The sequence below is a fragment of the Amycolatopsis sp. NBC_00345 genome, assembly GCF_036116635.1.
Classification (GTDB): domain Bacteria; phylum Actinomycetota; class Actinomycetes; order Mycobacteriales; family Pseudonocardiaceae; genus Amycolatopsis.
On sequence record NZ_CP107995.1, the window covers coordinates 1471488 to 1495248 of the forward strand.

Sequence of the window (23761 nt, forward strand, 5' to 3'; positions counted from 1 at the left end):
CGCTCGGCTGCGCATCGAATGCTCGAAGATGCAAAAAGATGCCATTGACGATGCACAAACCTGCATCTACGGTGACAGCTGTTGCTCACACTTGGCACGGATGGGGAGTCGATGAGCGGGACTTTCATGGCGGCGGAGATCGCGAGCCAGCCGGAGTGCTGGCGGGACGCGGCGAACCTGGCCGCGGCCAACGCGGGACTGCTGCCGGCGCCGGGCGCTCGCGTCGCGGTGGTCGGCTGCGGGACGTCGTGGTTCATCGCGCAGGCGTACGCGGTGTTGCGGGAGACGGCCGGGCTCGGGGAGACCGACGCGTTCGCCGCCTCGGAGTTCCCCGTCGGGCGGGCCTACGACCAGGTCGTGGCGCTCACCCGGTCGGGCACCACCACCGAGGTGCACACCCTGCTGGCCCGATTGGGCACAAGCGTGCCCACCACGGCCATCACCGGTGTCCCCGCCGAGATCGCCGGCGCCGCGGGCACCGTGGTGGACCTGTCCTCAGTGGACGAACGCTCGGTCGTGCAGACCCGGTTCGCCACCACGGCGCTGGCCATGCTCCGCGCGCACCTCGGCGAAGACCTCGCCCCGGTGATCGCGCAGGCCGAGCGCGCGCTGGCCGAGCCGCTGCCGGCCGAGCTGGTCGAGGCGGAGCAGTTCAGCTTCCTCGGCACCGGCTGGTCGGTCGGCCTGGCCAACGAGGCGGCGCTGAAGTTCCGCGAGGCCTGTCTGCTGTGGACGGAGTCCTACCCGGCGTGGGACTACCGGCACGGCCCGATCAGCATCAGCGAGCCCGGCCGCGTCACCTGGATGTTCGGCGCTTCGCCGGACGGGCTGGCCGATGACGTCCACCGGGCCGGGGGCGTGTTCGTCGAGACCGGGCTGGACCCGATGGCCGACCTGGTGCGCGCCCAGCGCGTCGCGGGCGCGATCGCCGGGCGCAAGGGACTGGACCCGGACAACCCGCGGAGCCTCACGCGCTCCGTCGTGCTGAGCTGAGCATGACGCTCCTCGCGGCGGTCGACGTCGGCGGCACCACGGTCAAGGCCGCGGTGTACGAGCCGGGCCGCTGGGCGAAGCGGGCCGAGCTGCGTCGTCCCACCGTCCGTCCCACCGCCCGTGGCGAGGACCCGGCGGTGGCCGTGGCGGAGCAGGTCGGGGCCATGGTTCAGGAATTGGCCGAGGGGCTGGCCGGGGAACTGGCCACGGACGGGCCGGTCGCCGCCGCCGGGGTCGTGGTGCCCGGGGTGGTCGACGAGGCCGCGGGGATCGCGCGGTTCGCGGCGAACCTCGGCTGGCGTGACGCGCCGTTGCGCGAGCTGCTGGCCGAACGCCTGCCGATGCCGGTCGCCTTCGGCCACGACGTCACGGCGGGCGGGCTGGCCGAGCACCGGTTCGGCGCCGCCCGCGGGTTCGCCGACGCCGCGTTCGTCCCGGTCGGCACCGGGATCGCCGCGGCGCTGCTGCTCGGCGGCCGTCCGCACCGCGCGGCCGGGCACGCCGGGGAGCTGGGCCACGTCGACGTCGGCCACGGCCACCGCTGCGGCTGCGGCGCCACCGGCTGCCTGGAGGCGGTCGCGTCCGCGGGCTCGATCGCCCGCCATTACACGGAACGGTCCGGCCGGGCGGTCACCGGTGCGCGCGAAGTGCTCGATGCAGACGACGACGTGGCACGCGAGATCGTCGAGGAAGCCGTGACGGCGCTGGCCGCCGGGCTGCGGCTGCTGGTCACGCTCGTCGCCCCCGAAGTCGTGGTGCTCGGCGGCGGGCTGTTCGAAGCGGGCGGGCTCCTCGAACGCGTCGACCGGCGGCTGGCCGAGTCGCTCATTTTCCAGCGGCGGCCGGTGTTGCGCCGCGCGGAGCTGGGTGACGAAGCCGGTTGCCTGGGCGCGGGCCTGCTGGCGGCCGAGCTGCTGGAACCGGCGGTGGCGCCGTGATCCTCACCGTCACCCCGAACGCCGCGCTCGACGTGACGTACACAGTGGACAGTCTGGTCCCGGACGAGGTGCACCGGGTCTCGGCCGTGCGGCAACGCGCCGGGGGCAAGGGGATCAACGTCGCCCGCGTGCTGTACGCGCTGGGCGCCGACACCTGGGCGGTCGCGCTGGCCGGCGGCGCCACCGGCAGCTCCGTCGCGCAGGAGCTCGCGGCTTCCGGCGTGCCCGCCGAGCTGGTCCCGATCGCGGGGGAGACCCGCCGGACCACCACCGTGCTCTCGACCGCCGACCACGCGGTCACGCTGTTCAACGAGCCGGGCCCGGTGGTCACGGCGGGGGAGTGGGCGGCGCTGGTCGCCGCGGCCGGACGGCACAGGCCGGAGGTGCTGGTCTGCTCCGGCAGCCTGCCGCCCGGCGCGCCACCCGACGGGTACGCCCAGCTCGCCGCGACCGGCGTCCCGACCGTGCTCGACAGCTCCGGCGACGCCCTGCTGGCCGGGCTGGCCGGACGGCCGGCCGTGGTCAAGCCGAACGCCCGGGAACTCGTTGAGGTCACCGGGATCCGTGACCTCGAGGCGGCCGCGGGCGAGCTGCGGAAGGCCGGGGCGGGCGCGGTGGTCGTGTCGCTCGGCCGGGACGGCCTGCTCGCCGTCACCGCGGCCGGCACCTGGCACGCGGCGCCGTCCGCCGCGCTGCGCGGGAACTCGACCGGGGCCGGTGACGCGGCCGTCGCCGGGATCGCGCTCGGGATGTGCCGCCACGAACCGTGGCCGCAACTGCTGCGCCGGGCCGTCGCGCTGTCCGGCGCGGCCGTGCTCGGGCCGCTGGCCGGCGACGTCGACCTGCCGCACTACCACCGAGAACACGACCGGGTCGCCGTGCGCGCCCGGGGAAGCTGAGGAGGGCCACATGCCATTGGTGTCCACCGGGGATATCGTCGGCGACGCCGTGGCGCGGCGCCGGGGCTGCGGGGCGTTCAACGCCATCCAGCTGGAGCACCTCACCGCGATCGTCGACGGGGCCGAGGCCGCGGACGCCCCGGTGATCGTGCAGCTGAGCCAGAACGCGGTGCGCTACCACGGTGCGCTCGCCCCGGTCGGCGGCGCCGCGCTCGCCGAGGCGCGGGCGGCGGGCGTCCCCGTGGCCGTGCACCTGGACCACGCCGAGTCGCGTGAGCTGGTGCGCGAGGCCGTCGACCTTGGCTTCGGCTCGGTGATGTTCGACGGGTCCACATTGGACTACGAGGACAACGTGCGGGCGACGCGCGAGGTCGCCGCGTACTGCCACGACCACGGCGTCTGGGTGGAGGCCGAGCTGGGGGAGGTCGGCGGGAAGGACGGGGTGCACGCGCCCGGCGCCCGCACCGACCCGGGCGAGGCCGCCGAGTTCGTCGCGAACACCGGGGTGGACGCGCTGGCCGTGGCGGTCGGCAGCTCCCACGCGATGCTGACCCGCGACGCGGCGCTCGACTTCGAGCTGATCGCCGCGTTGCATGCGGCGGTGCCGGTGCCGTTGGTGCTGCACGGTTCTTCGGGCGTGCCCGACGCGGGCCTGGCCGGCGCCGTGGCGGCGGGGATGACGAAGATCAATATCGCCACCCAGCTCAACAAGGTGTTCACCGCGGCCGCGGCGGGCGACTGGCGTGAGCACCCCGACCGCGTGGACCCCCGCCGGTACCTCGGCGCGGGCCGGGCGGCGGTCGCGGTCGAGGTGCGGCGGTTGCTCGGTGTGCTCATGCTGGGACACGCGGAAACCGCCAGGTGACGATTGTGCAGATTTACCGACCGAACTTGTTGACAGATGCGTGAAGTCACACAAAACTGCGCGCTAATGCGCAGAAAAATGCGTTATTCCCTAGATCAGGTGGTGGCCATGCGGGTAGCACGAGGCAAGCGTTCCGAGGGTCCGGTCCCCGGGCTCCGGGTCCGGTCCGCCCGGACCTCACGGACGAAGCTGGCGGTGGCCCTCACAACCGGGACCGCGCTGTTGCTCGCCGGGTGCGGCGGCGGGGACGCCGACGCGGGCGGCACCGGCGAGAACGCGCTGCCCGGCGTCGACCAGTACCTCAACGCGCCGTGTCCCGAGCCGGGGGTCAAGCCCGCCACGGGCAAGGAGGTCACCTACTGGTCGATGTGGACCGCCGACGAGCCGCAGGGCAAGGTGCTGCAGAAGGCCTTCAAGTGCTTCCAGGACAAGACCGGCGTGCACGTCGACGTCCAGTGGCTCGGCCGCAAGGCCTACACGCAGAACCTGGTGCCCGCGCTGAACACCGACACCGTGCCCGACCTGTTCGACCAGGACGTGAGCAAGGTCGGCGCGGCGATCATGACCCCGGGCGGCACGCAGAGCCTCGACGACGTCTACGGGATGAAGGTCGGTGAGGGCGACAAGACGGTCAAGGACGTGCTTTCGCCCAGCTCGTACGACTTCCCGCAGAACAAGGACCACGAGGGGCACAACTTCCTGGTCCCGTACACCGTCCAGTCGAGCGCCTGGTGGTACAACAAGGACACTGCGGGCGCCGTGGCGCAGCCGAAGACGATGGACGAGCTGACCGCCCTGTTCGACAAGGCGAAGGCCGACGGCAAGGCGGCGATCAGCCTGGACGGGGACATCCCGTTCTACAACATGTACTTCTTCACCCAGCTGGCCGAGCGCTACGTCGGCTCCGGCGGGCTGTACAAGGCGGCCACCGACCCCACCGGCGCGGCCTGGACGTCCGACCCCGGCTTCCTCAAGGCCGCCACCGAGACCGCGAAGCTGCCGAAGTACTTCATCGACGGCTGGGACGCGGCGAAGTTCCCGCAGGTGCAGCAGCGCTGGGCGGACGGCGACTCGCGTTACCTCTACGTCGGCACCTGGGCGCCGAGCGAGACCCGCGAGTACCTCGACAAGGAGGGCGCCGGCACGAAGATCTCGTACGGCTCCTTGCAGTTCCCGATGCCGCCGGGCGCCACGCACGACACCGTCGAGCAGATGTCGATCGGCTTCGCGGTGCCGAAGAAGGCCAAGAACGCCGAGGCCGCGAAGGCGTTCATCGCCTACTTCCTCAACAAGGACATCCTCTCCGGCATCCCGGCCGTCGCGGACAACCTGGTGCCCCGAGCCGACCTCGCCGTGCCCGACGACCTCAAGCAGGTCAAGTCCGCGATGGACGACCCGAAGAAGGAGCACGTGCTGCAGTACGACGGGATCGACGGCGTCGCCGGCGGCAAGTGGCAGACCGACGTGTTCGACCCGGCGGACCTGGCGCTGCTCAAGGGCCAGCTGAACCCGCAGCAGTTCATCGCGCAGCTTTCGGCCAAGAGCGCCGCGTTCTGGAAGAACCAGGGCTGATGACGGCCGCGACTCGGGTGGTGCGGGGCCCGGCCGCCCGCGCCACCCGCGGGGCGCACCTCGGCCGCAAGCGCCGGCTGTTCTGGCCGTTCGCCGTCCCCGCTCTGGTGCTGTACCTGGCTTTCCTGGTGCTGCCGACGATCGCCACGGTGGTGCTGAGCTTCACCCACTGGGCCGGGGCCGGCGACACGCCCGAGCCCGACGGCGTGACCAACTACGTGCAGATGTGGCAGAGCGACTCGTTCCAGTACGCCTTCCGCAACACGCTGGTGTACGTCTTCCTCGGCGGCATCGGCACGTTCGCGGTCGCGTTCCTGTTCACCATGGTGCTGCGGGACATGCGCGGCGGCAAGGTGATCCGGGCGATCCTGTTCTTCCCGAACATCGTCGCGCCGGTGGCGCTGGGCATGTTCCTCGGCTTCGTGTTCAAGTACCAGCCGGGCAAGCAGGGCCTGGCGAACTACGTGCTGGAGCACGTCGGCGCGGACGCGGCGAAGTTCCTCGCCCCGGCCAACGTGACCGGGGTGGTGACCGCGTCGCTGATCTGGGCCAGCTCGGGCTTCTACATCACCATCCTGATGGCCGCGGTCGACCGGATCCCGCCGTACCTGTACGAGGACTCGGACCTGGCCGGGGCGTCGCCGTGGCAGAAGTTCCGCAACATCACGCTGCCGATGACCTGGGACGTGGTCGGGGTCGCCGGGGTGCTGTGGACGATCAACGCGCTGAAGATCTTCGAGCTGGTCTTCGTGCTGGCCGGGCCGGGCACCTACGCGCCGCCGAACCAGGCGTGGACGCTCGGCATCTACGTGTTCGACCGGACCTTCGGCTCCAACGGCACGCCGGACTTCGGCGCCGCCTGCGCCTGCGCGGTCGCGATGATCGCGCTCGTGTCGGTGCTCGTCGTCCTGCTGCGCCGGTTGATGCGCCGTGACGCCATCCAGTTCTGAGGGGGAGACCATGTCCGTCACGGACGCGCCCGCGCCCGCCGCCCGGGCGGCGAAACCGGCGCGGAAGCCGCCGCGCCGGCCCAAGCCCGCGCCCGGGTCCCGGCGGCTGAGCCCGCTGCGGCTGCTCGGCTCGGCGATCGTGTGGCTGTTCACCGCCGGCAACGTGCTGGTGCTGTACTGGCTGCTGTCCGCCTCGTTCAAGACGCCGGTGGAGATCTTCACCAAGCCGTTCGCCCTGCCGTACCAGTGGTTCCACCTCGGCAAGCCGTTCCGGAACTTCGTCTACGCCTGGAACAACGCCGGGTTCGGCAACGCCGTGGTCACCACCGTGGTGCTGGTCGGGCTGGCCACCGTGGTCACGGTCGCGGTGTCGGCCCCGGCGGCGTACGCGCTGACCCGGCTCGGCGTCCGCGGCTCCGGCCCGCTGACCAACGTGGTCGCGATCGGCATGGGCGTGCCGTTCCAGACCGTGATCATCCCGCTGTTCGTGGTGATGAGCAAGATCCACCTGGACAACGAGTACGGGCTGTTCCTGGTCTACGTCGCGCTGTCCATCCCGTTCACCGTGTTCCTGCTGACCGGGTTCTTCCGCTCGCTGCCGGACGAGCTGGAGGAGGCGGCGGCGATCGACGGCGCGTCCCCGCTGCGCACGTTCTTCTCGGTGATGCTGCCGCTGGCGCGCGGCGGGCTGATCACCGCGCTGACGCTCAACGCGATCGGGCTGTGGAACGAGACCCTGCTCGCGATCGTGTTCCTCAAGGACCAGGCGCACTTCACGCTTTCGCGCGCGCTGTTCACCTTCTACGGCGCGGCCAGCTACCAGTCGGAGTACGGCGGCCTGATCGCCGGCGTCGCCATCGTGGTGCTGCCGATGCTCGTGCTCTACCTCGTGCTCGCCCGCCGGATCATCACCGGACTCACCCTCGGCGCCGGAAAGTAGGACCCCATGGCCACCGTGAGCTTCACCGACACCACGCGCTACTACGCGGGGGTCGAGCGGCCCGCCGTCGACGGCCTCGACCTCGAGATCGCCGACGGCGAGTTCCTCGTCCTGGTCGGGCCGTCGGGCTGCGGCAAGTCGACCACCCTGCGGATGCTGGCCGGCCTCGAGGGCGTCGACGACGGCTCGATCCACATCGGCGACCGCGACGTCACCGACCTGCCGCCGAAGGACCGGGACATCGCGATGGTGTTCCAGAACTACGCGCTCTACCCGCACATGAGCGTGGGCGACAACATCGGCTTCCACCTGAAGATCGCCAAGATGGCGAAGGCCGAGCGGGACCGGCGCGTGCGCGAGGCCGCCGAGCTGCTCGACCTGACCGGGTACCTGGACCGCAAGCCGGCGAAGCTGTCCGGCGGCCAGCGCCAGCGGGTCGCGATGGGCCGCGCCATCGTCCGCGAGCCGAGTGTGTTCCTGATGGACGAGCCACTGTCCAATCTGGACGCGAAGCTGCGGGTGCAGACGCGCACACAGATCGCCTCGCTGCAGCGGCGGCTGGGCGTCACCACGTTGTACGTCACGCACGACCAGGTCGAGGCGATGACGATGGGCGACCGGGTGGCGGTGCTCAAGGACGGCCTGCTGCAGCAGTGCGACACACCGGTCGGGCTGTTCGCACGGCCGGTGAACGTGTTCGTCGCCGGGTTCATCGGCTCGCCCGCGATGAACCTGCTCACCACCACGGTGGACGACGAGGGCGCGCTGGTCGGCGGCACCCGGCTGCCGCTGACCCCGGCGCAGCGCTCGGCGCTGACCGGGCCGGGGATCGTCGCCGGCATCCGGCCTGAGGGCTGGGAGACCGGCGAGGGCGGGCTGGCCGCCGTGGTCGAGGTGGTCGAGGAGCTGGGCAGTGACCAGTACCTGTACTGCCGCAGCGAAACCGCCGGGGTGCTGACCGTCCGCACACCCGGGATGGCGCCGTGGCAACGCGGGCAGCAGATCGGCCTGACGCCGAAACCGGGCTCGGTGCACCTGTTCGACGAGGCCACCGGCGACCGGCTGCCGGACGCATGACCAGCCTGAGCGTGACCACGCTGGTGCTGCCCGCGGCGGCGCTGGGCCCGGAGAACCCGTTGCCGCCGCTGGTGAAACCCGCGCCGGTGCAGCAGGTGGCGAACCTCGCCGAGCTGCCCGCGGACCTGGCCGAAGGGCTCGGTTACGGCCAGCTCGCCACAGTGCTGCCGTACCGGCTGCAGGACGGCTACACCCGCGAGCGGACCGAGACCGAGCTGCCCGCGCTGGTGCTGGAGAACGACCGGCTGCGCGCGACCGTGCTGCCCTCGCTCGGCGGACGGCTGTATTCCTTGTGGCACAAGCCGTCCGGGCGTGAGCTGCTCTACCGGAACCCGGTGTTCCAGCCCGCGAACCTGGCGCTGCGCGATGCGTGGTTCGCCGGGGGCGTCGAGTGGAACCTGGGCAGCACCGGGCACACCGCGCAGACGTGCGCGCCGATGTTCGCCGCCCGGGTCGAGGGCCCGGACGGCACGCCGGTGCTGCGGCTGTGGGAGTGGGAGCGCACCCGGGACCTGCCGTACCAGCTGGACTTCTCCCTGCCTGAGGGCTCGGACTTCCTGCTGGTGGGCGTGCGTGTGCGCAACCCGCACGCGCGCGCCGTGCCGGTGTACTGGTGGTCGAACATCGCCGTGGCGGAGGAGCCTGAGACCCGGGTGCTCGTGCCTGCGACGGAGGCCTGGCACTACGGCTACGGCGGGCGGCTCGACCGCGTCGAGGTGCCCGGAGACCTGACCTACCCGGCCCGCGCGGACGCGGCGGCGGACTACTTCTTCGAGCTGCCGGACGAAACCCCGCGCTGGATCGCCGCGGTCGACGGGCGCGGGGACGGGCTCGTCCAGGCTTCGACCCGGCGGCTGCGCGGGCGGAAGCTGTTCGTCTGGGGCGAGTCCGCGGGCGGGCGGCGCTGGCAGGACTGGCTGGCGCCGGGCGCCCCGGGCTACCTGGAGATCCAGGCCGGGCTCGCGCGGACGCAGCTGGAGCACCTGCGCCTGGACGCCGGCGAGTCGTGGGACTGGCTGGAGGCCTACGGCCCGGTGTCGGCCGACCCCGCCGTGGTGCACGGGCCCGACTGGGCCGCGGCCACGGAGCTGGTCCAGGCGTCCGTGCCGGCGCTCGACGAGCGTCACCGGGAGTGGCTGACGGTGGCCGACGTGCAGCCGGAGTCCTTGCTGCACCAGGGTTCTGGGTGGGGTGCGCTGGAGGTGCATCGCACGATGGCGGGCTTGCCGGGCACACCGTTCCCGGCGTCGGCGATGGGCCCGGAGCAGGAGCCGTGGCGCGCCCTGCTGGACGGCCAGCCGCCGTCCGGCTCGCCTTCGGCGGTGCCCCCGCCGACGCTCGTCGGTCCGGCGTGGGCGGACCTGCTGGAGCACGCGCCGGAGAACTGGCTGACCTGGTACCACCGCGGCGTGGCCCGGTGGGCCGCCGGCGACCACGACGGCGCCCGCTCGGCGTGGCGATCGTCGCTCGCGGCGGCGGAAAACCCTTGGGCCTTGCGGAACCTGGCCGTGGCGTCGGCTGATCAGCGTGAAGCAGCGGAACTGTATGAACGCGCGCTTCAGCTGGCACCGGACCTGCTGCCGTTGGCCATCGAGGCGATCACGGCGCAGCTGGACGCGGAGCTGCCGAAACGCGCCGCGGTGTTGCTGGAGGCGTGGAACGGCGAGACTTCGGGGCGGCTGCTCTTCCTCACCGCGCGCACCCGCCTCGCCCTGGGCGACGCGGCGGGAGCGCGTGCGGTCTTCGAGGCGGGCTTCGAGGTGCCCAACATCCGTGAGGGCGAGACGTCCCTTTCGGACACCTGGGCGGCGGTGACCGCCACGCCGTTGCCCGCCGAATACGACTTCCGGATGACACCCCCGTGAGCGCCGGGCCTCCCGGGCTCCCGGGGCCGGTCGTTCGGGCATGTCGCGTGCGGAGGTGCGCCCGAATGCAGCATACTGCTCGAATCAGGGGCCTTGAGCGCATCCACTTGAGCGAAGTGGGCGTGGTGCCGGTCCCGCGAGCAGCTAGGGAGTACCGCCGATGGCCCGGCACGAACGGTTGAGCACCCTGCTGGACATGCTCGGGCAGCGGGAGAAGATCGATGTCGAGGACGTGGCCGAGGAGCTGGATGTCTCGGCCGCCACGATCCGGCGCGACCTCGACCACCTGGCCGAGCAGCAGCTGCTCACGCGCACCCGCGGCGGCGCGGTGGCCAACGACCTCGCCTACGACCTGCCGTTGCGCTACAAGACCGCGCGGCACGTGCCGGAGAAGCAGCGGATCAGCGCGGCCGCGGCGGCGCTCGCCGAACGCGGGATGGCGGTGGGCCTCAACGGCGGCACCACCACCGCGGGGGTCGCGCGCGCGTTGGCGATCCGCTCGGACCTGTCCGGGCGCGGTGACGCGTCGGGCCTGACCGTGGTGACGAACGCGCTGAACATCGCGCACGAGCTGGCCGTGCGGCCGAACGTCAAGATCGTGGTGACCGGCGGCGTCGCGCGCCCGCAGTCGTTCGAGCTGAGCGGCCCGCTCGCCACGCGGGTGCTCAGCGAGCTGACCATCGACCTGCTGTTCCTCGGCGTCGACGCGTTCGACCCGGACGCGGGCGCGTTCGCCCACCACGAGGGCGAAGCGAGCATCAACCGGCTGATGGTCGAACGCGCCGAGCGGGTGGTGGCGGTGGCCGACGGCTCGAAGCTCGGCCGTCGCGCGTTCGCCCGGATCTGCCAGGTGGGCGAGGTCGACATGCTGGTCACCGACGTCGACGCGGACCCGGCCGCGGTGAAGGCCTTCGAGGCCGCCGGGATCGAGGTCCGCGCGGTCTGACGCCGGGTCAGCCGAAGTCAGCCGAAGTCCGCTAAGGCCTCCTTACCCGCGTGCTACGCGGGTAAGGAGGCCTTGACGGACCTGGCCGCAGCCCGCGGCAGCCGCGTCAGGCTGCGGGGCGGGTCAGTGTGCAGCCGGGCCGGGACAGGTCGAGCACCGAACCGGCGGCCAGGCAGGCCGGGAGCATCGTGGTCCGCTGCCCGTACCGCTGTCCCTTGTGGACAGTGACCGTGCCGTCGGCGGCCACCTCGCACGGGTTGTTCTCCGTGCACTGCCCGCCGTCGTCGTTGCCGGTGTTGTGCACCCCGACCACGGTGACGCCGTCCGCGGCGACCAGCGGTGAGCCGGAGGCCCCGTGCGACGCCCCGCACTTGCTGTCATAGCGGTACGAGTCGTCCTGCTGATAGCCGGCTTCACGCAGGTGCGGCACCACGGCGTCCACCGAGCAGCTGAAGCGCGCGCCCACTCCGGCGGACACGACGTCGACGCGATCACCGGCCCGCGCCGGAGTGGTGGCCAGCCGGAACACCCGTGCGCCGGCCGCCTTGAGCTGGGCGTAGGTGGTGTCCAATCGGTACAGCGCGACGTCGGTGCCGGTCATGGTCGCGTACACCAGCCGGGTCGCCTTGGCGGTGGCCTGGGTGTACCCGTCGCGGCCTTCCACCTGCACCGGGATGTCGGCGGGCTGGTCGGCCAGCGCCGAACCGGGCTTGGGCCGGTCGCCCTGCACGCAGTGGCCGTTGGTCAGCAGCAGGGCCGGGTCGCCGGGCCGGGAGGCGGCAGTGCGGACCACCGACGCCGAGCAACCGCCCAGGCCGGCCGTCCCGGCCATGTCCGGGACCGGGCTGTCCGGCGGCACGCTGGTGCCGCTGACGATGCCGTCGATCCAGCCGAGGTACGAGTGCACGTCGGTGTACACCACGGGCTGGTCGTCGCCGTTGGAGCCGCTGACCGCGCCGATCAGCGTCCACCCGTCCCCGTCGCGCACGACCGCGGGGCCGCCGGAGTCCATGTTGGTCGCCGCGACGCTGCCGTCTTTGGCGCCCACACACAGTTCCCGCGCCGTGATGCCGCTGAGCACGCACTCCGCGGCCGGCTGCACCACGGTGCCGGCCTCACGCAGGTGTTCCGGGTAGCACCGCGGCTCCCGCTGGTCGCAGGTCACGCCCCAGCCCATGATGCGGGTCGGGGCGCCGTCGGCCGGCCTGGCCGAGGGCAGGCTCGCCGGCCGGCTCGGCACCGGGGCCGCCAGGTGCAGCAGCGCCAGATCGCCGTCCTGGGGCGGGTACGGGGAATAGCTGTAGAACTTGTCCACATCGACCAGCCGGCCGCCCGAAATCGTGCTGGCCGAGCCGATGCGGACCTTCCAGCCACGCGGGGTGCCGGCCTGGGCCGAGGTGGGGTTGCGGGCACAGTGGCCGGCGGTCACCACCCACTGCGGCGCGATGAGCGTGACGCCGCAGACGTGGCCGTCCGCCCGGGGTGAATCGAAGGGCCGTTGCAGCGACCCCATGAACGAGTAGGCCTGGGCCGATTCGACGCCACCGCGGATGGCCAGCGCGGGCGTCGCTGCCGCAGTCGCCGCGACTACGGCGATGGCCGAAGCGAGAACTACTGATTGAACACGCATGGGCCCACCGTGGCGTGGCTATGTCCTCGGCCGTCGCCCGTTGGGTAACAGCTCGTCGACGGGTGCGACGGAAGTAGGGATTAACCGGTACGGACGCTGACAAGCGCGGTGGCGTGGGCTATACAGAGCACATCATGCGCGTTCATGCGTGAAAGGTGCCGATAATGAGCAGTGTTGCGCAGAAGCTAGGTGTGTTAGCTGCAGTTTCCATGCTGGGGCTGGCGCCGGCGGCGGCGTCCGCCGACCCGTCCCCGCCGTCCGGGCAGCTGGGCGCCCTCACCGGGATCTCCGCGGACGGGCCGGTGGTCACGCTGAACTCGGGCGCCGCCGCCGTGCGCGTGAGCTTCCCGGACGCGGCGGCGGTCCGGGTCTGGCTCGCCCCGGACGGCACCTTCGCCGACCCGGCGGGCAGCAAGATCGTCCTGCCGCGTGGCCCCGGCGTGACGCCGCGCCAGGCCGACAAGGGCGCCTACTGGGCCATTTCCACGCCGAAGGCGACGCTGCGCGCGTACAAGAACCCGCTGCGCTTCGCGCTCTACGACGGCACGGACACCCAGCGCCGGTGGGAAGAGGCGGCGCCGCTGTCGTGGACCGGAACCACGACCACGCAGACGCTCACCCGCGGCGCGTCCGAGCAGTTCGTCGGCGGCGGGGAGCAGAACGGCCGGTTCAGCCACCGCGACCAGACCATCAAGATCTTCGCCGACGACAACTGGAACGACGGCGGCGCACCGAACTCGCAGCCGTTCTACGCCTCCACCGCGGGGTACGGCGTGCTGCGCAACACCTTCTCCCCGGGCTCCTACTCGTTCACCGCCCCGGTGAAGACCACGCAGGACGAGCGCCGGTTCGACGCCACGTACGTGGTGGGTGACAGCCTCAAGGACGTCATCTCCGGCTACACCGACCTCGTCGGCAAGCCTTTCGTGCCACCGATCTATGGCCTCGAGACCGGTGACTCCGACTGCTACCTGCACAACGCCAACCGCGGTGAGCGGCACACGCTCGACGCGCTGAAGGTCGCCGACGGCTACGCCCAGCACGGCATGCCGAACGGCTGGATGCTCGTCAACGACGGTTACGGCTGCGGTTACGAGAACCTGCCGCAGACCGGTGAAGGGCTGCGCAAGGACAACATGCAGCTCGGCCTGTGGACCGAGAACGGCCTGCCGAACCAGGGCGACGAGGTCAAGGCCGGCGTCCGGGTGCGCAAGCTCGACGTCGCGTGGGTCGGCCCCGGCTACCAGTTCGCGCTGGACGCGTGCGACACCGCGCACCAGGGCATCGAGGCCAACAGCGACGCGCGCGGCTTCGTCTGGCAGCCGGTCAGCTGGGCCGGGGCGCAGCGCTGCGGCGTGCTGTGGAGCGGCGACCAGTCCGGTTCCTACGACTACATCCGCTGGCAGATCCCGACCTACGCCGGGGCCACCACCTCCGGCATCGCCTACAGCACTGGTGACATCGACGGCATCTTCGGCGGCAGCCCGCAGACCTACGTCCGCGACCTGCAGTGGAAGACGTTCCTGCCGGTCGCGATGACCATGGACGGCTGGGCCTCGGCCGACAAGCAGCCGTGGCAGCAGGGCGAGCCCTACACCTCGATCAACCGCCAGTACCTGATGCTCAAGGAACGGCTGCTGCCCTACACCTACAGCTATTCGGTGCAGGCCAGCAAGACCGGCGTCGGCCAGGTGCGCCCGCTCGCGCTGGAGTACCCGGACGACCCGAACGTGTGGACGGACAAGGCGAAGTACGAGTTCCTGTCCGGCACCGACTTCCTGGTCGCGCCGGTGTACGAGAACTCCAACGTGCGTAACGGGATCTACCTGCCGAAGGGCACCTGGGTCGACTACTGGAGCGGGAAGACCTACACCGGTCCGACCACTGTGGACAATTACGACGCGCCGCTGAACAAGCTGCCGCTGTTCGTCCGCGGTGGTGCCGTCGTGCCGATGTGGCCCGAGGGCACGACCTCGTGGCAGACCCGGGACAAGTCCGAGCTGGACCTCGACGTCTACCCGCAGAGCCAGGGCGGGTTCACGCTGACCGAGGACGACGGCGTCACGCGGGCGAACCAGCAGGGGGCGCAGGCCACCCAGCGGTTCACCGTGGACGCGCCGAAGTCGGGTCCCGGCACGGTGACCGTCGGGATCGGGGCGAGCACCGGTTCGTACGACGGGAAGCCGGCGTCGCGGAAGTACCAGCTGACCGTCCACACGGGATCGAAACCGGTGGTCGTGCAGGCCGGGAACGGGCTGCTGCGCCAGTACGGCAGCCGCGCGGAGCTGGACAAGGCCGCCACCGGCTGGTTCTACGACGGTTCCGTGGTGCGCGTGAAGACCGCGCCGATCGCGGCCGGGGACACCCAGGACGTGCGGCTGTTCGGCACGAGCGCGGTCGGCGGGGTCTTCCCCGCGGACCAGAACGGGGCGGTCGCGCTGGCCGCGCCCGGTTTCGTCGCCCCGGGCACGGCGGCGACGGCTTCGGTGAGCTTCACCAACGGCACTCCGCTGCCGGTCGGCGACGTCGCGCTCTCGGTGCAGGCGCCGGCCGGGCTGCGCGCCGATGTCGGACGGGCGCCCGGCGGCCTGGTGTGGCCGGGGCAGAAGGTCACGGTGCCGGTGACGCTGACGCCGTCGGCCGGGCTGAAACCGGACGACTACCAGCTCACCGCGTCGGCGAGTTACCTGGCGCGGCTGATCCCGCACCAGGTCACCGATTCGGCGACGGTGACGGTGCCGCACGCCTCGGTGGCCGAGGCCGCGGGGAACGTGGGCGTCACCGATGCCGCCCACCTGGCCGCCGGCAACCTCGACGGCGGCGGAAGCAGCTTCCGCGCCGACGGCCTGGCCCAGGCCGGGCTGAGCCCCGGCGCGAAGTTCACCGCGGACGGCGTGGCGCTCACCTGGCCGGACGCGGGCACGGGCAAGCCGGACAACGTCGTCGCGGCCGGCCAGACGATCGCCGCGGCGGGCAGCGGGAGCAAGCTGGTGCTGGCCGGCACGGGCACCGGCACGGCGAAGGGCACGGTGGTCGTCCACTACGCCGACGGCAGCACCGGGCAGGCGGACGTGTCCTTCCCGAACTGGTGCTGCGCCGACGCCGGCGGCGCGACCACGGTGGCGAGCGTGCTGGGCAAGAACACCCCGGCCGGTCCCGCCTACCCGACGACGCCGTACCGCGTCTTCGCCGCGACGGTGCCGCTGACGCCCGGCAAGGAGGTCAAGGCGTTCACGCTCCCGTCGAACTCCGCGATGCACGTGTTCGCGGCCGCCGTCGGCTGATTTGCTCGTGAGTGTTTATGACGGTTCTAACCGTCATAAACACTCACGAGCTTTTTGTCCCAGTCCGTGAACGCGGCCACCAGATCGGCGGGGGCGTCGGCCGACCGCAGGCGGCGGGCCTGGTCTTCGACGTAGTGGCGGTAGAGCGGCAGGAGGCCCGCGGCCAGTTCGGGCGCGACTTCCTCCGGTACCAATGGATCCCCGGCGCGGACCCGGGCGGCCAGCCGGACCAGCGACGCCGCCGCGGGGCCGGGGCCGTCCAGGTACCAGGCGATCGCCTCGTCGTTCGCCGCGGCGCGGCCGGTGGAATTCGCGGCGGTACGGAGGAAGCGGACCGGGAAGAGCACCGCCTTGGTGAACCACACCGCGTCTTCGAGGAGCCGGCGCGGCCGGTGGAACTCGGCCGTCACCTCGTCCGTCGCGAGCCGGTCGATGGCGAACCGGGCGCTTTCCAGCAGCAGCTCCCCGGCCTCCGGGCGGGCCACCTGCGCGGAGACGTCCTCGCCGAGCAGCAGCGAGCTGTGGTCCGCCAGCTCCAGCCGGTCGATCGCCGGGAAGCGCCCGTCCTCCTCACCCCGGCTCAGCGCCGGCAGGGAACCCCAGAACACCGACAGCTTGCGGTACAACGGATCGCGCCCGAGCAGCTTCTCGCCGATGGTGGCGAACATCTCGGGATCACCGTCGCGCCGGTCGGCCAGGACCACGGCCAGGTCGATGTCGCTCACGGCGGGGGAGTAGCCGCCGTAGGACAGGCTGCCCAGCAGGTGGACGGAAACCAGCCGCTCCGCGAACACCTCCTGGTAGGCGCGGGCGCTCTCCATGGCGACGGCCCGGCCGCGTTCGACGGCGGCCGTGGCCGGCTCCGGAGCGGTCATGCGGCAGCGGCTGCGGTGTCCCGCCGGGCGCACTCGGCGATCCGGTCGGAGACCACGACGATGACCTGCCACGCGCGGTCCAGCACCGTGACGAGCGCCTCCTCGGTCCAGTCGGTGCGCTCCCGCAGCACCTCGTAGCCCATCTCCAGGTGCTCGGCGTCGGCCTCGTCGTGCAGCGTGAAGTACTCGTCGTCGGGGAACGCGCGGGTGCCCGCCTGGCTGAGGACCAGGCTGCCCGCTTCCAGGGCGAGGTGGGCGATGACGGCGCGCTGGACGCCGGGCAGCACGGCGAACTGGTCGACGAACCACGAAGCGCCCGCCTCGATGACCGGGTCCCAGACCACCCGCCGGTCGGTCGCCCGGCTGCGGGCCAGGATGGTGTCGTGCCCGATCTCCTCCTGCTGGTGCTCGAGCGCGAGCGCGCGCAGGGCCGGCTCGGTCTCGAACGTGACCCGGGCGCTGATCATCCGCTGGAAGGCGTTCGACCAGGGCTGCAGGTAGGTGAGGACCGCCTTTTTCGTCGCCTCGGGGGTGTTCTCGTCCGCCAGCAGGCGAATCAGGTCCGACGACGCGTACTCCCGTTGCCACTGCTCGTTGTGGCTGGCGATGCGTGCTACGTCCGGCCGGGTCAAGGTCGGCTCCTTCCGTGGGTACTGCGGGGGAATCATCTTCTCGCCGGGGCTGGGTAAGATCAACAGGCGGGCACAGTGTGGTTTTCGAAGACGGGGAACCGGAAGTACGTGGTGACGTCCCCGCGCCGGCCCGCGGCGCGGTAGCTGACCAGCTCCAGCAGTCCCCGGCTGTCCTCCAGCGGTTCACGCGCCAGCGCCGCGGCCAGCTCCCGGAACCGTTGGGGGTCCACGCCTTCGTGGCGCAACAGGGCCGCGGTCCGGTCGACGGCCTCCTGATCACCGGAGGTCAGGCTGGGCAGCCGGAGATAGGTCGTGGCCTCGGCCGCCCGGTCCAAACCGGACCGGAACGCCAGGCAGCTCAGCGCGTCCTCCCCGGCGTCGTCGCGGCCGCCGGTGAGCGTCCGGTAGGCGATGGCCGCGGCCGCGGAGTCGTGCTGCAGCGCAACGGAAGCGATGCGGTCCAGCTCGGCGAGGCCGGCGCCACGGTTGCGGTAGTAGATCTTCACCCTGGCGTCGGCCTCGTCGGCCAGGTCGACGGCGAAGAACTCGATCTCCCGTTCCGCGCCGGCCGACCCGATCCGGCGCCGGGCGTCGTCCCACGCGCCGGCCAGGCCCAGCCGGTGCATGGCTTCGTCCACCGCGGCTTGACGTTGCTGGTGGTCCGGCCACACGTACAGCCCGAAGTAGGTCTTGTGGACGAAGCGCGCCGGGGGACGCCAGGCGACGGAATGCCACTGCGGCGCCGACGACGGCCGGCCCGCCGCCGGGGTGAAGACCTCGTCGATCCGGCCCCAGCGGCGCGCGGCGAGCGCCCGCGTTTCCGCTGCGCTCGCCGGAAGAGCCGGGTTCACCGGAAGCGCCGCGCCCCCTTGGCCGGCGCCGTCGTCGAGGCTGTCGAACAGCACCCGCAGTTCGGGCCCGGCCCCGGACCAGTTCACCGACATCTCCGCCGGGAACCCGTCCCCGGCCACATAAGACGGCTTCTCCGGCGTGGCCCCGATCCGCTCGGCGGACCATCCGGGCAGCACACTGTGCACCATCCGGGTGGACCGGGCGGCCTGATCGGCGGGAACCTCGAGCGCGCCGGCCGCGGTGGCCCAGAGCCCGCACAGGAAGTCTCCGAAGAGCTGACCCTGTGCGGGATACTTTTCCTTTATATAGTCAGGAAAACGCAGTGGATCACTCGTCACGGCCGCATGCTAGCAGCTCGACGCCGGGTTGTTTGTCCGGTTGACCCTGGTGGTCCAGCCAATTGGGCCATCCGGGCGCTGGAGCGTCCGCCGTGGACACGTAGCGCAACGGCCGCGGCCCGGATTTGTCTTTCGTTGTCCGGTGTTTGTCCAGTTGCTGTCCGGTGTGGACATTGGCAGGCGGCGAGCCGTCAGACCGGTGTGGCTACCACACTCATCGCGTGCTTGACCAGCCTGATCAAGGCCAGTTTGCTCGACTCGCGGTCGCGTGCGTCACACATGACGATCGGCACCCGGTCCGGGACGACCAGTGCCTCACGGATCTCCGCCGCGTTGTACCGCGGCGCGTCGTCGAAGCAGTTCACCGCGACGACAAACGGGATCTTGCGGCGTTCGAAGAAGTCGACCGCCGCGAAGCTGGTCTCCAGGCGCCGGGTGTCGACGAGCACGACGGTGCCGATCGCGCCGCGCGCCAGGTCGTTCCACATGAACCAGAAGCGCGCCTGCCCGGGGGTGCCGAACAGGTACAGCACGTGCCGTGGCGAGAGCGTGATCCGGCCGAAGTCGAGCGCGACCGTCGTGGTCTTCTTCCGCTCCACCCCGGAGATGTCGTCCACGTCGGTGCCGGCCTCGGTCAGCACCTCTTCGGTCGTCAGCGGCGGGATCTCGCTGACCGAGCCGACCAGTGTGGTCTTCCCGGCGCCGAACCCGCCGGCGACGATGATCTTGACCGGGGCCGGGACCATGTCCAGCCCGGTTCCGTCAGTACTTGAGAAGGCCATCGAGAACCGCCTGGAGAGTTTCGAGGTCCGGCGCGCTCGCCGGAGAAGGGTTGGGGGAGCGGGTGATCACGAGGCCGCGTTCGATCAGGTCGCCGCACAGCACCCGCACGACCCCGAGCGGGACCTTGACGTAGACGGCGATCTCGGCGACGGACACGGGGCGGCGGCACAACTGCACGATCGCCAGGTGCTCCGGGCCCAGCCCGACCGGCTCCTGCTCGGTCCGCAGGGTCATCACCTGCGTGGCCAGGTCGAGCCGCGCGGCTTCGGCGGGCGTCCGGCCGCTGGTGATCGTGTAGGGCCGCACCAGCGGCCCCGCGGCTTCGTCGTACCAGCTGTCGTCCCCGGTCATGTTGCCTCCCGTAGCAGCCGCGCGGCGTCGCGCGGCGCGGACGCGAGGTAGTCCCCGACGCGGGTGACGAGCCGGTTCATCTCGTAGGCGATCATCTCGACGTCCACGCTGTCCGCCGCCAGCACGGCGAGGCACGCGCCCTGGCCCGCGGCCGAGACGAACAGGTAGCCGCGTTCCATCTCGATCATGTTCTGCAGCACCTGGCCGCGGTTGAACTGCCTGCTCACCCCCTTGGCGAGGCTCTGCAGGCTCGACGCGATGGCCGAGAGCTGGTCCGAGTCGTCCTTGCTCATGCCGGCCGACTTGCCCAGCAGCAGGCCGTCGGCGGACAGCACGATGGCGTTCTGCGCGCCGACGACGCGGTGCACCACGTCGTCGAGCAGCCAGTTGAGATCGGGTTTCGCGTTCCCGTACTCGTTCATGCTCGTGAAACCTTGACTTCCTGTGTGGACTGGGCGGGATGTGGTCGCGGGCTAGGAATCGTCGGCCCCGTCACGGGCCCGGCGGGTGCCCTTGTGGAAGGCCGCGAGCGTGCGCGCGGTGCCTTCGCCCGGGGCCACTTCGCGCCCGGCGTCGTCGTCCGGCTCGTCTTCCAGCTGGGTGACGAGGTTCTGCTGGGGTTCGCGCCGGGGCAGCCGCGGGCGGTCGTCCGCCCGCGCAGGCAGCGGCTCGGCCTTCGTCTCCGGCACCGGGTCGGGCTGCGCGGCGGGTACCGCGGGAGTCGCCGGGTCGAGCTGGGCGAGCGAGCGGGCCGCGTACGGCCGTGGCTCGACTTCCCGATCGGCCGGGGTCTCGGCTTCCCGGTTCATCGGAGTCGGGGCCTCCCGCCTCATCGGGATCTGACCGGTGAACGAGCTGGACGTGTCCATCGCTGGCTGCGCGCTCTCCTCTCCTCGCGCCGGGGGCCCGCCGACCGGCGCGAAGACCGCGGTGTCCTCCGGCGGGACGGATTCGGCGTCGTCGGCCTCGCCCGGGCGCGGCTCCCTGGCGAGGTGCTGGGCCGGGATGAGCACGGTGGCCCGGAGGCCGCCGTACCGGGACGGGTCGAAGGTGACGGTGAAACCGAGCTTGGCCGCCAGGCGCGCGACCACGAACAGGCCGAGGCTGGAGTCGGCGCGCAGGGCCATGGCGTCGAACTCCGGCGCCTCGGCCATCATCCCGTTCGCCCACTGGCGGACGCCCTCCTTCATGCCGAGCCCCTGGTCCGACACGTCGACCACGACGCCGCGGGCGACCGCGCGGCTGGTCACCTCGACCGGCGAACCGGGCGGTGAGAACGAGGTCGCGTTGTCGACCAGCTCGGCGATCAGGTGCACGGTGTCGGCCACGGCGCCGCCGATGATCGCGACGTCGGCGACCTGCTCGACCCGGACCCGCGCGTACTGCTCGGTCTCCGAGACGGCCGCGCGCAGCACCTCCATCAGCGGCACCGGCTTGCGCCAGCGGCGGCCCGGCTGCTTGCCGCCGAGGATGATCAGGTTCTCGGTGGTGCGGCGGGCGCGGGCGGCGAGGTGGTCGAGCTGGAACAGCGATGCCAGCTGGGTCGAGTTCTCCTCGCGGCGCTCCAGCTCGTCGAGGATCTGCAGCTGCTGGTGGACCAGGACCTGGTTGCGGTGCGCGATGCCGAGGAACACGTTGTGCACGCCGCTGCGGGCCTTGGCCTCGCTCGCCGCGGCGTTGACCGCGGTCAGCTGGGCGAGGTTGAACGCCTCGGCCACCTGCCCGATCTCGTCCCGGCCGTGGTCGAGCCGGGGGAGCTCATCGGCCACGTTGACGGGGTCGCCGTTCTTCAGCCGGGACACGATGCCGGGCAGCCGGTTGCGCGCGAGGTCGAGCGAGTCGTCGCGCAGCCGCGCCAGGCGGGTCATCAGCGCGCGGTCGACGAGCGAACGGGACACCCGCACCGCCACGATGATCGCCGCCAGCGAAGCGAGCAGCGCGACGACGCTGCCGATGATCGCGGTTCGCAGCTGGTCGTCACCCGAGTCGATCGCGGCGGCGGAGACCTTGTCCGCCTGGGCGATCGCCAGGTTGTTGAGTCCCTGCGCGACCTGGTCGGTCGCGTTCTGCCAGTCGGCCGCGCTGACCGGCACGTCGGCCTGGTCCCCGGGGCTCCACGGGCCGTGCTTGACGATCGCGTTTTCCGCGGCCGACACCTGCTGCCAGGCCGGGCTGTTCGTCAGGGCCAGGTACTGGGCGCGGACCGCGGGATCGAGGAACGGCTCGAGCTGGGCCAGCTGGGTCCGGTAGAAGCCGGACATCCGCGTGAACAGGACGAACTCGTCGGGGGGGAACCGGTTGGACGTGAGCGCGGTCGAGACCAGCGATGTCTCGCGAGACATCATGTCGCCGGCGCGAAAGACCGAGGTCGCGGTGACGCCGCCGTACGCGGCCGGCGCGTCCGGGGTGGCCCGGGCCTGGGTGTCGAACAGGTCCGCCGCCGTGTCCAGCACCCCGTTGTAGTACCGGTTGATCTGGCCCCGGTCGATGCTGCGGAAGCCGACCTGCGAGCGCAGCACCGGCAGCTGGTCGAACTGGCTCTTGAGGTTGTTGACCTTGGCCGCGATCTCGTCGGGCGCGCTGGAGATCGTCGAGGCGAACGCGGCCTGCAGCGTGGCGAGCTTCTGGTCGGTCGCCTTCTGCTGCGCCTGCAGGGCGGCCTGGCCGATCGTGGGATTGTCGAGGTACTGCAGGGCGTCCTGGCGCTCCTGCTGGAAGGCGGCCAGCGCGGTGACCGCCGGGATCGAAACCTCACGCACCGACGCCGCGACGAGCCGCACGTACAGCCCGTTGCCGAAGTAGAACGACGACACCGCGATCCAGAGCACCAGCAGCGTGACGCTGGGGATCAGGACGGTCCTGGTCAGCCGCTTGCGGATCGACTTGTCGTACGGCCTGTCGGACTCGTCTTTGTCGTCTTTTTTCGACACGGGGTTCACAAGCTCCTGAGTGACAGACGGCGAACAACAGTTACCCGGCAGGGGAAGAAGACCTCACGGGTGGGCGCGACGACCGCTGTCACCAGCTCGTGCCTCCACTCTCCGTGTAGCCGCGGAACCGATCGGGTCAATTTTTTACCACGAACCAGGGCTTCGTGGGGTTCTGGCCCTGCGCGCCGCGAGCCGCTTGTGGATCTCTAGGCTGGTCGGCCGGACCGGACGGGCAGCGGCGCCGGTAAAAAGAGGCAGGGGAAGCGGCCGCGGGTGTGACGGCGGCAACACTGTTCGCGCGGGGGCCCGGCCGAGCGGGGCCGGGCCGGGTGTGTCCGAAAAGGACTCCCGGTCGCACGGCCCGCCGGTGCCCGGCGGTGGCAGCTTGCGGCCACGGGTCTTGTGCGGCGTCTCCGGCTCAGCCTGGAGCGCCCCAATGTGGCGTTGGTTGCGTTCAACGCACCGAACGCCACATTGGGGCGCAACCCGCCAAAGTCGCAGGACACTAGCGGGACGCGGCAGCCAGGATCTCGTCGGCTACCTCGGCCGGAGGCTGCCGGCCGTCGATGATCGTCGCGCCGAGGCGCCGGTAGGCGGACTCCGCGCGGTTGTTGTAGCCGAGTGCCGCCGCCAGCTCTTCCGGGTGCCGGCCGAAGGAATTCGTCGTGCGGGTCAGGAGCCGGTCCCGGAGCGTCCGGTTGTCCACCACCACGCAGACCACGAGGTCGAAGAGGTCCCGCACCTCGGCCTCGTTCTCGGCCAATCCACAAAGGAACGCGGTCCGGTCGGGCATCCTCGCGGCGAGTGCCTCGACCTCGGTGCGGCTGATCCGCCAAGCGAAGCGAGCCAGCCAGCCGGCCGGCACCGGGTCGGGAGGGTCAGCCACGACCTGCCCGGTCGTCCGGTCCACCCAGTGGCTGTACCCGTCCCAGTCGGCGTCGAACGCCGGCTCGCCCCGGTTCTTGAGGAGAGCGCAGACCGTCGATTTGCCGGCCCCCGAGCTGCCGGTCACCCACACCACTGGCACCGGCAGAGCATCGC

The 23761-nt window shown here is 71.6% G+C and carries 20 protein-coding genes; 11 read left to right on the plus strand and 9 right to left on the minus strand.

Annotation, left to right across the window (positions count from 1 at the left end):
• The first annotated feature begins 111 nt into the window (after positions 1 to 111).
• The 10 genes from OG943_RS06715 (at position 112) to OG943_RS06760 (ending at position 11045) form a co-directional block, all read left to right on the plus strand.
• A complete protein-coding gene (locus OG943_RS06715; RefSeq protein WP_328608808.1) occupies positions 112 to 993 on the plus strand; it encodes an SIS domain-containing protein in 882 nt (293 codons plus the stop codon).
• Positions 994 to 995: 2 nt separating this feature from the next.
• Positions 996 to 1931, plus strand: a complete 936-nt coding sequence (locus tag OG943_RS06720) for an ROK family protein (protein ID WP_328608809.1) — start codon at positions 996 to 998, stop codon at positions 1929 to 1931.
• Positions 1928 to 2830, plus strand: a complete 903-nt coding sequence (locus OG943_RS06725) for a 1-phosphofructokinase family hexose kinase (RefSeq protein WP_328608810.1) — start codon at positions 1928 to 1930, stop codon at positions 2828 to 2830. The genes OG943_RS06720 and OG943_RS06725 overlap by 4 nt, the downstream gene beginning before the upstream one ends.
• Before the next feature lie 10 nt (positions 2831 to 2840).
• A complete protein-coding gene (locus OG943_RS06730) occupies positions 2841 to 3695 on the plus strand; it encodes a class II fructose-bisphosphate aldolase (protein ID WP_328608811.1) in 855 nt (284 codons plus the stop codon).
• Between the two features lie 189 nt (positions 3696 to 3884).
• A complete protein-coding gene (locus OG943_RS06735) occupies positions 3885 to 5267 on the plus strand; it encodes an ABC transporter substrate-binding protein (protein ID WP_442874777.1) in 1383 nt (460 codons plus the stop codon).
• Entirely contained in the window at positions 5267 to 6217 is a 951-nt protein-coding gene (locus OG943_RS06740) for a carbohydrate ABC transporter permease (protein ID WP_328608813.1), read from the plus strand. Before OG943_RS06735 ends, OG943_RS06740 begins: the two co-directional genes overlap by 1 nt.
• Before the next feature lie 10 nt (positions 6218 to 6227).
• Entirely contained in the window at positions 6228 to 7157 is a 930-nt protein-coding gene (locus OG943_RS06745; RefSeq protein ID WP_091616030.1) for a carbohydrate ABC transporter permease, read from the plus strand.
• Positions 7158 to 7163: 6 nt separating this feature from the next.
• Entirely contained in the window at positions 7164 to 8234 is a 1071-nt protein-coding gene (locus tag OG943_RS06750; RefSeq protein WP_328608814.1) for an ABC transporter ATP-binding protein, read from the plus strand.
• Positions 8231 to 10099 (plus strand): DUF5107 domain-containing protein, encoded by a 1869-nt coding sequence (locus tag OG943_RS06755; RefSeq protein ID WP_328608815.1) that lies wholly within the window; start codon positions 8231 to 8233, stop codon positions 10097 to 10099. The genes OG943_RS06750 and OG943_RS06755 overlap by 4 nt, the downstream gene beginning before the upstream one ends.
• Positions 10100 to 10259: 160 nt before the next feature.
• Complete coding sequence (locus OG943_RS06760; protein WP_328608816.1) at positions 10260 to 11045, plus strand: DeoR/GlpR family DNA-binding transcription regulator; 786 nt, start codon at positions 10260 to 10262, stop codon at positions 11043 to 11045.
• 106 nt (positions 11046 to 11151) lie between these two features.
• Here OG943_RS06760 and OG943_RS06765 read toward each other — a convergent pair whose 3' ends face one another.
• Positions 11152 to 12675: a trypsin-like serine protease gene (locus OG943_RS06765; protein WP_328608817.1), complete on the minus strand. Its 1524-nt coding sequence runs from the start codon at positions 12673 to 12675 to the stop codon at positions 11152 to 11154.
• A gap of 191 nt (positions 12676 to 12866) precedes the next feature.
• On the opposite strand from OG943_RS06765, the gene OG943_RS06770 reads away from it, so the two are divergent.
• Positions 12867 to 15959 (plus strand): TIM-barrel domain-containing protein, encoded by a 3093-nt coding sequence (locus OG943_RS06770; RefSeq protein ID WP_328608818.1) that lies wholly within the window; start codon positions 12867 to 12869, stop codon positions 15957 to 15959.
• A 26-nt stretch (positions 15960 to 15985) separates the two neighbouring features.
• Here the strand turns inward: OG943_RS06770 and OG943_RS06775 are convergent, their stop codons facing one another.
• The 8 genes from OG943_RS06775 to OG943_RS06810 form a co-directional block, all read right to left on the minus strand.
• Entirely contained in the window at positions 15986 to 16834 is an 849-nt protein-coding gene (locus tag OG943_RS06775; RefSeq protein ID WP_328608819.1) for a hypothetical protein, read from the minus strand.
• Entirely contained in the window at positions 16831 to 17466 is a 636-nt protein-coding gene (locus tag OG943_RS06780) for a hypothetical protein (protein ID WP_328608820.1), read from the minus strand. The genes OG943_RS06775 and OG943_RS06780 overlap by 4 nt, the downstream gene beginning before the upstream one ends.
• A gap of 59 nt (positions 17467 to 17525) precedes the next feature.
• Complete coding sequence (locus tag OG943_RS06785) at positions 17526 to 18494, minus strand: tryptophan dimethylallyltransferase family protein (protein WP_328608821.1); 969 nt, start codon at positions 18492 to 18494, stop codon at positions 17526 to 17528.
• A 353-nt stretch (positions 18495 to 18847) separates the two neighbouring features.
• Positions 18848 to 19402, minus strand: coding sequence for a GTP-binding protein (locus OG943_RS06790; RefSeq protein ID WP_328608822.1), 555 nt, complete (start codon positions 19400 to 19402; stop codon positions 18848 to 18850).
• Between the two features lie 16 nt (positions 19403 to 19418).
• Positions 19419 to 19790, minus strand: coding sequence for a DUF742 domain-containing protein (locus OG943_RS06795; protein ID WP_328608823.1), 372 nt, complete (start codon positions 19788 to 19790; stop codon positions 19419 to 19421).
• Positions 19787 to 20212, minus strand: a complete 426-nt coding sequence (locus OG943_RS06800) for a roadblock/LC7 domain-containing protein (protein WP_328608824.1) — start codon at positions 20210 to 20212, stop codon at positions 19787 to 19789. Before OG943_RS06800 ends, OG943_RS06795 begins: the two co-directional genes overlap by 4 nt.
• 51 nt (positions 20213 to 20263) lie before the next feature.
• Entirely contained in the window at positions 20264 to 22720 is a 2457-nt protein-coding gene (locus tag OG943_RS06805) for a sensor histidine kinase (protein ID WP_328608825.1), read from the minus strand.
• A gap of 505 nt (positions 22721 to 23225) precedes the next feature.
• Entirely contained in the window at positions 23226 to 23747 is a 522-nt protein-coding gene (locus OG943_RS06810) for a hypothetical protein (protein WP_328608826.1), read from the minus strand.
• Between the last annotated feature and the right edge of the window lie 14 nt (positions 23748 to 23761).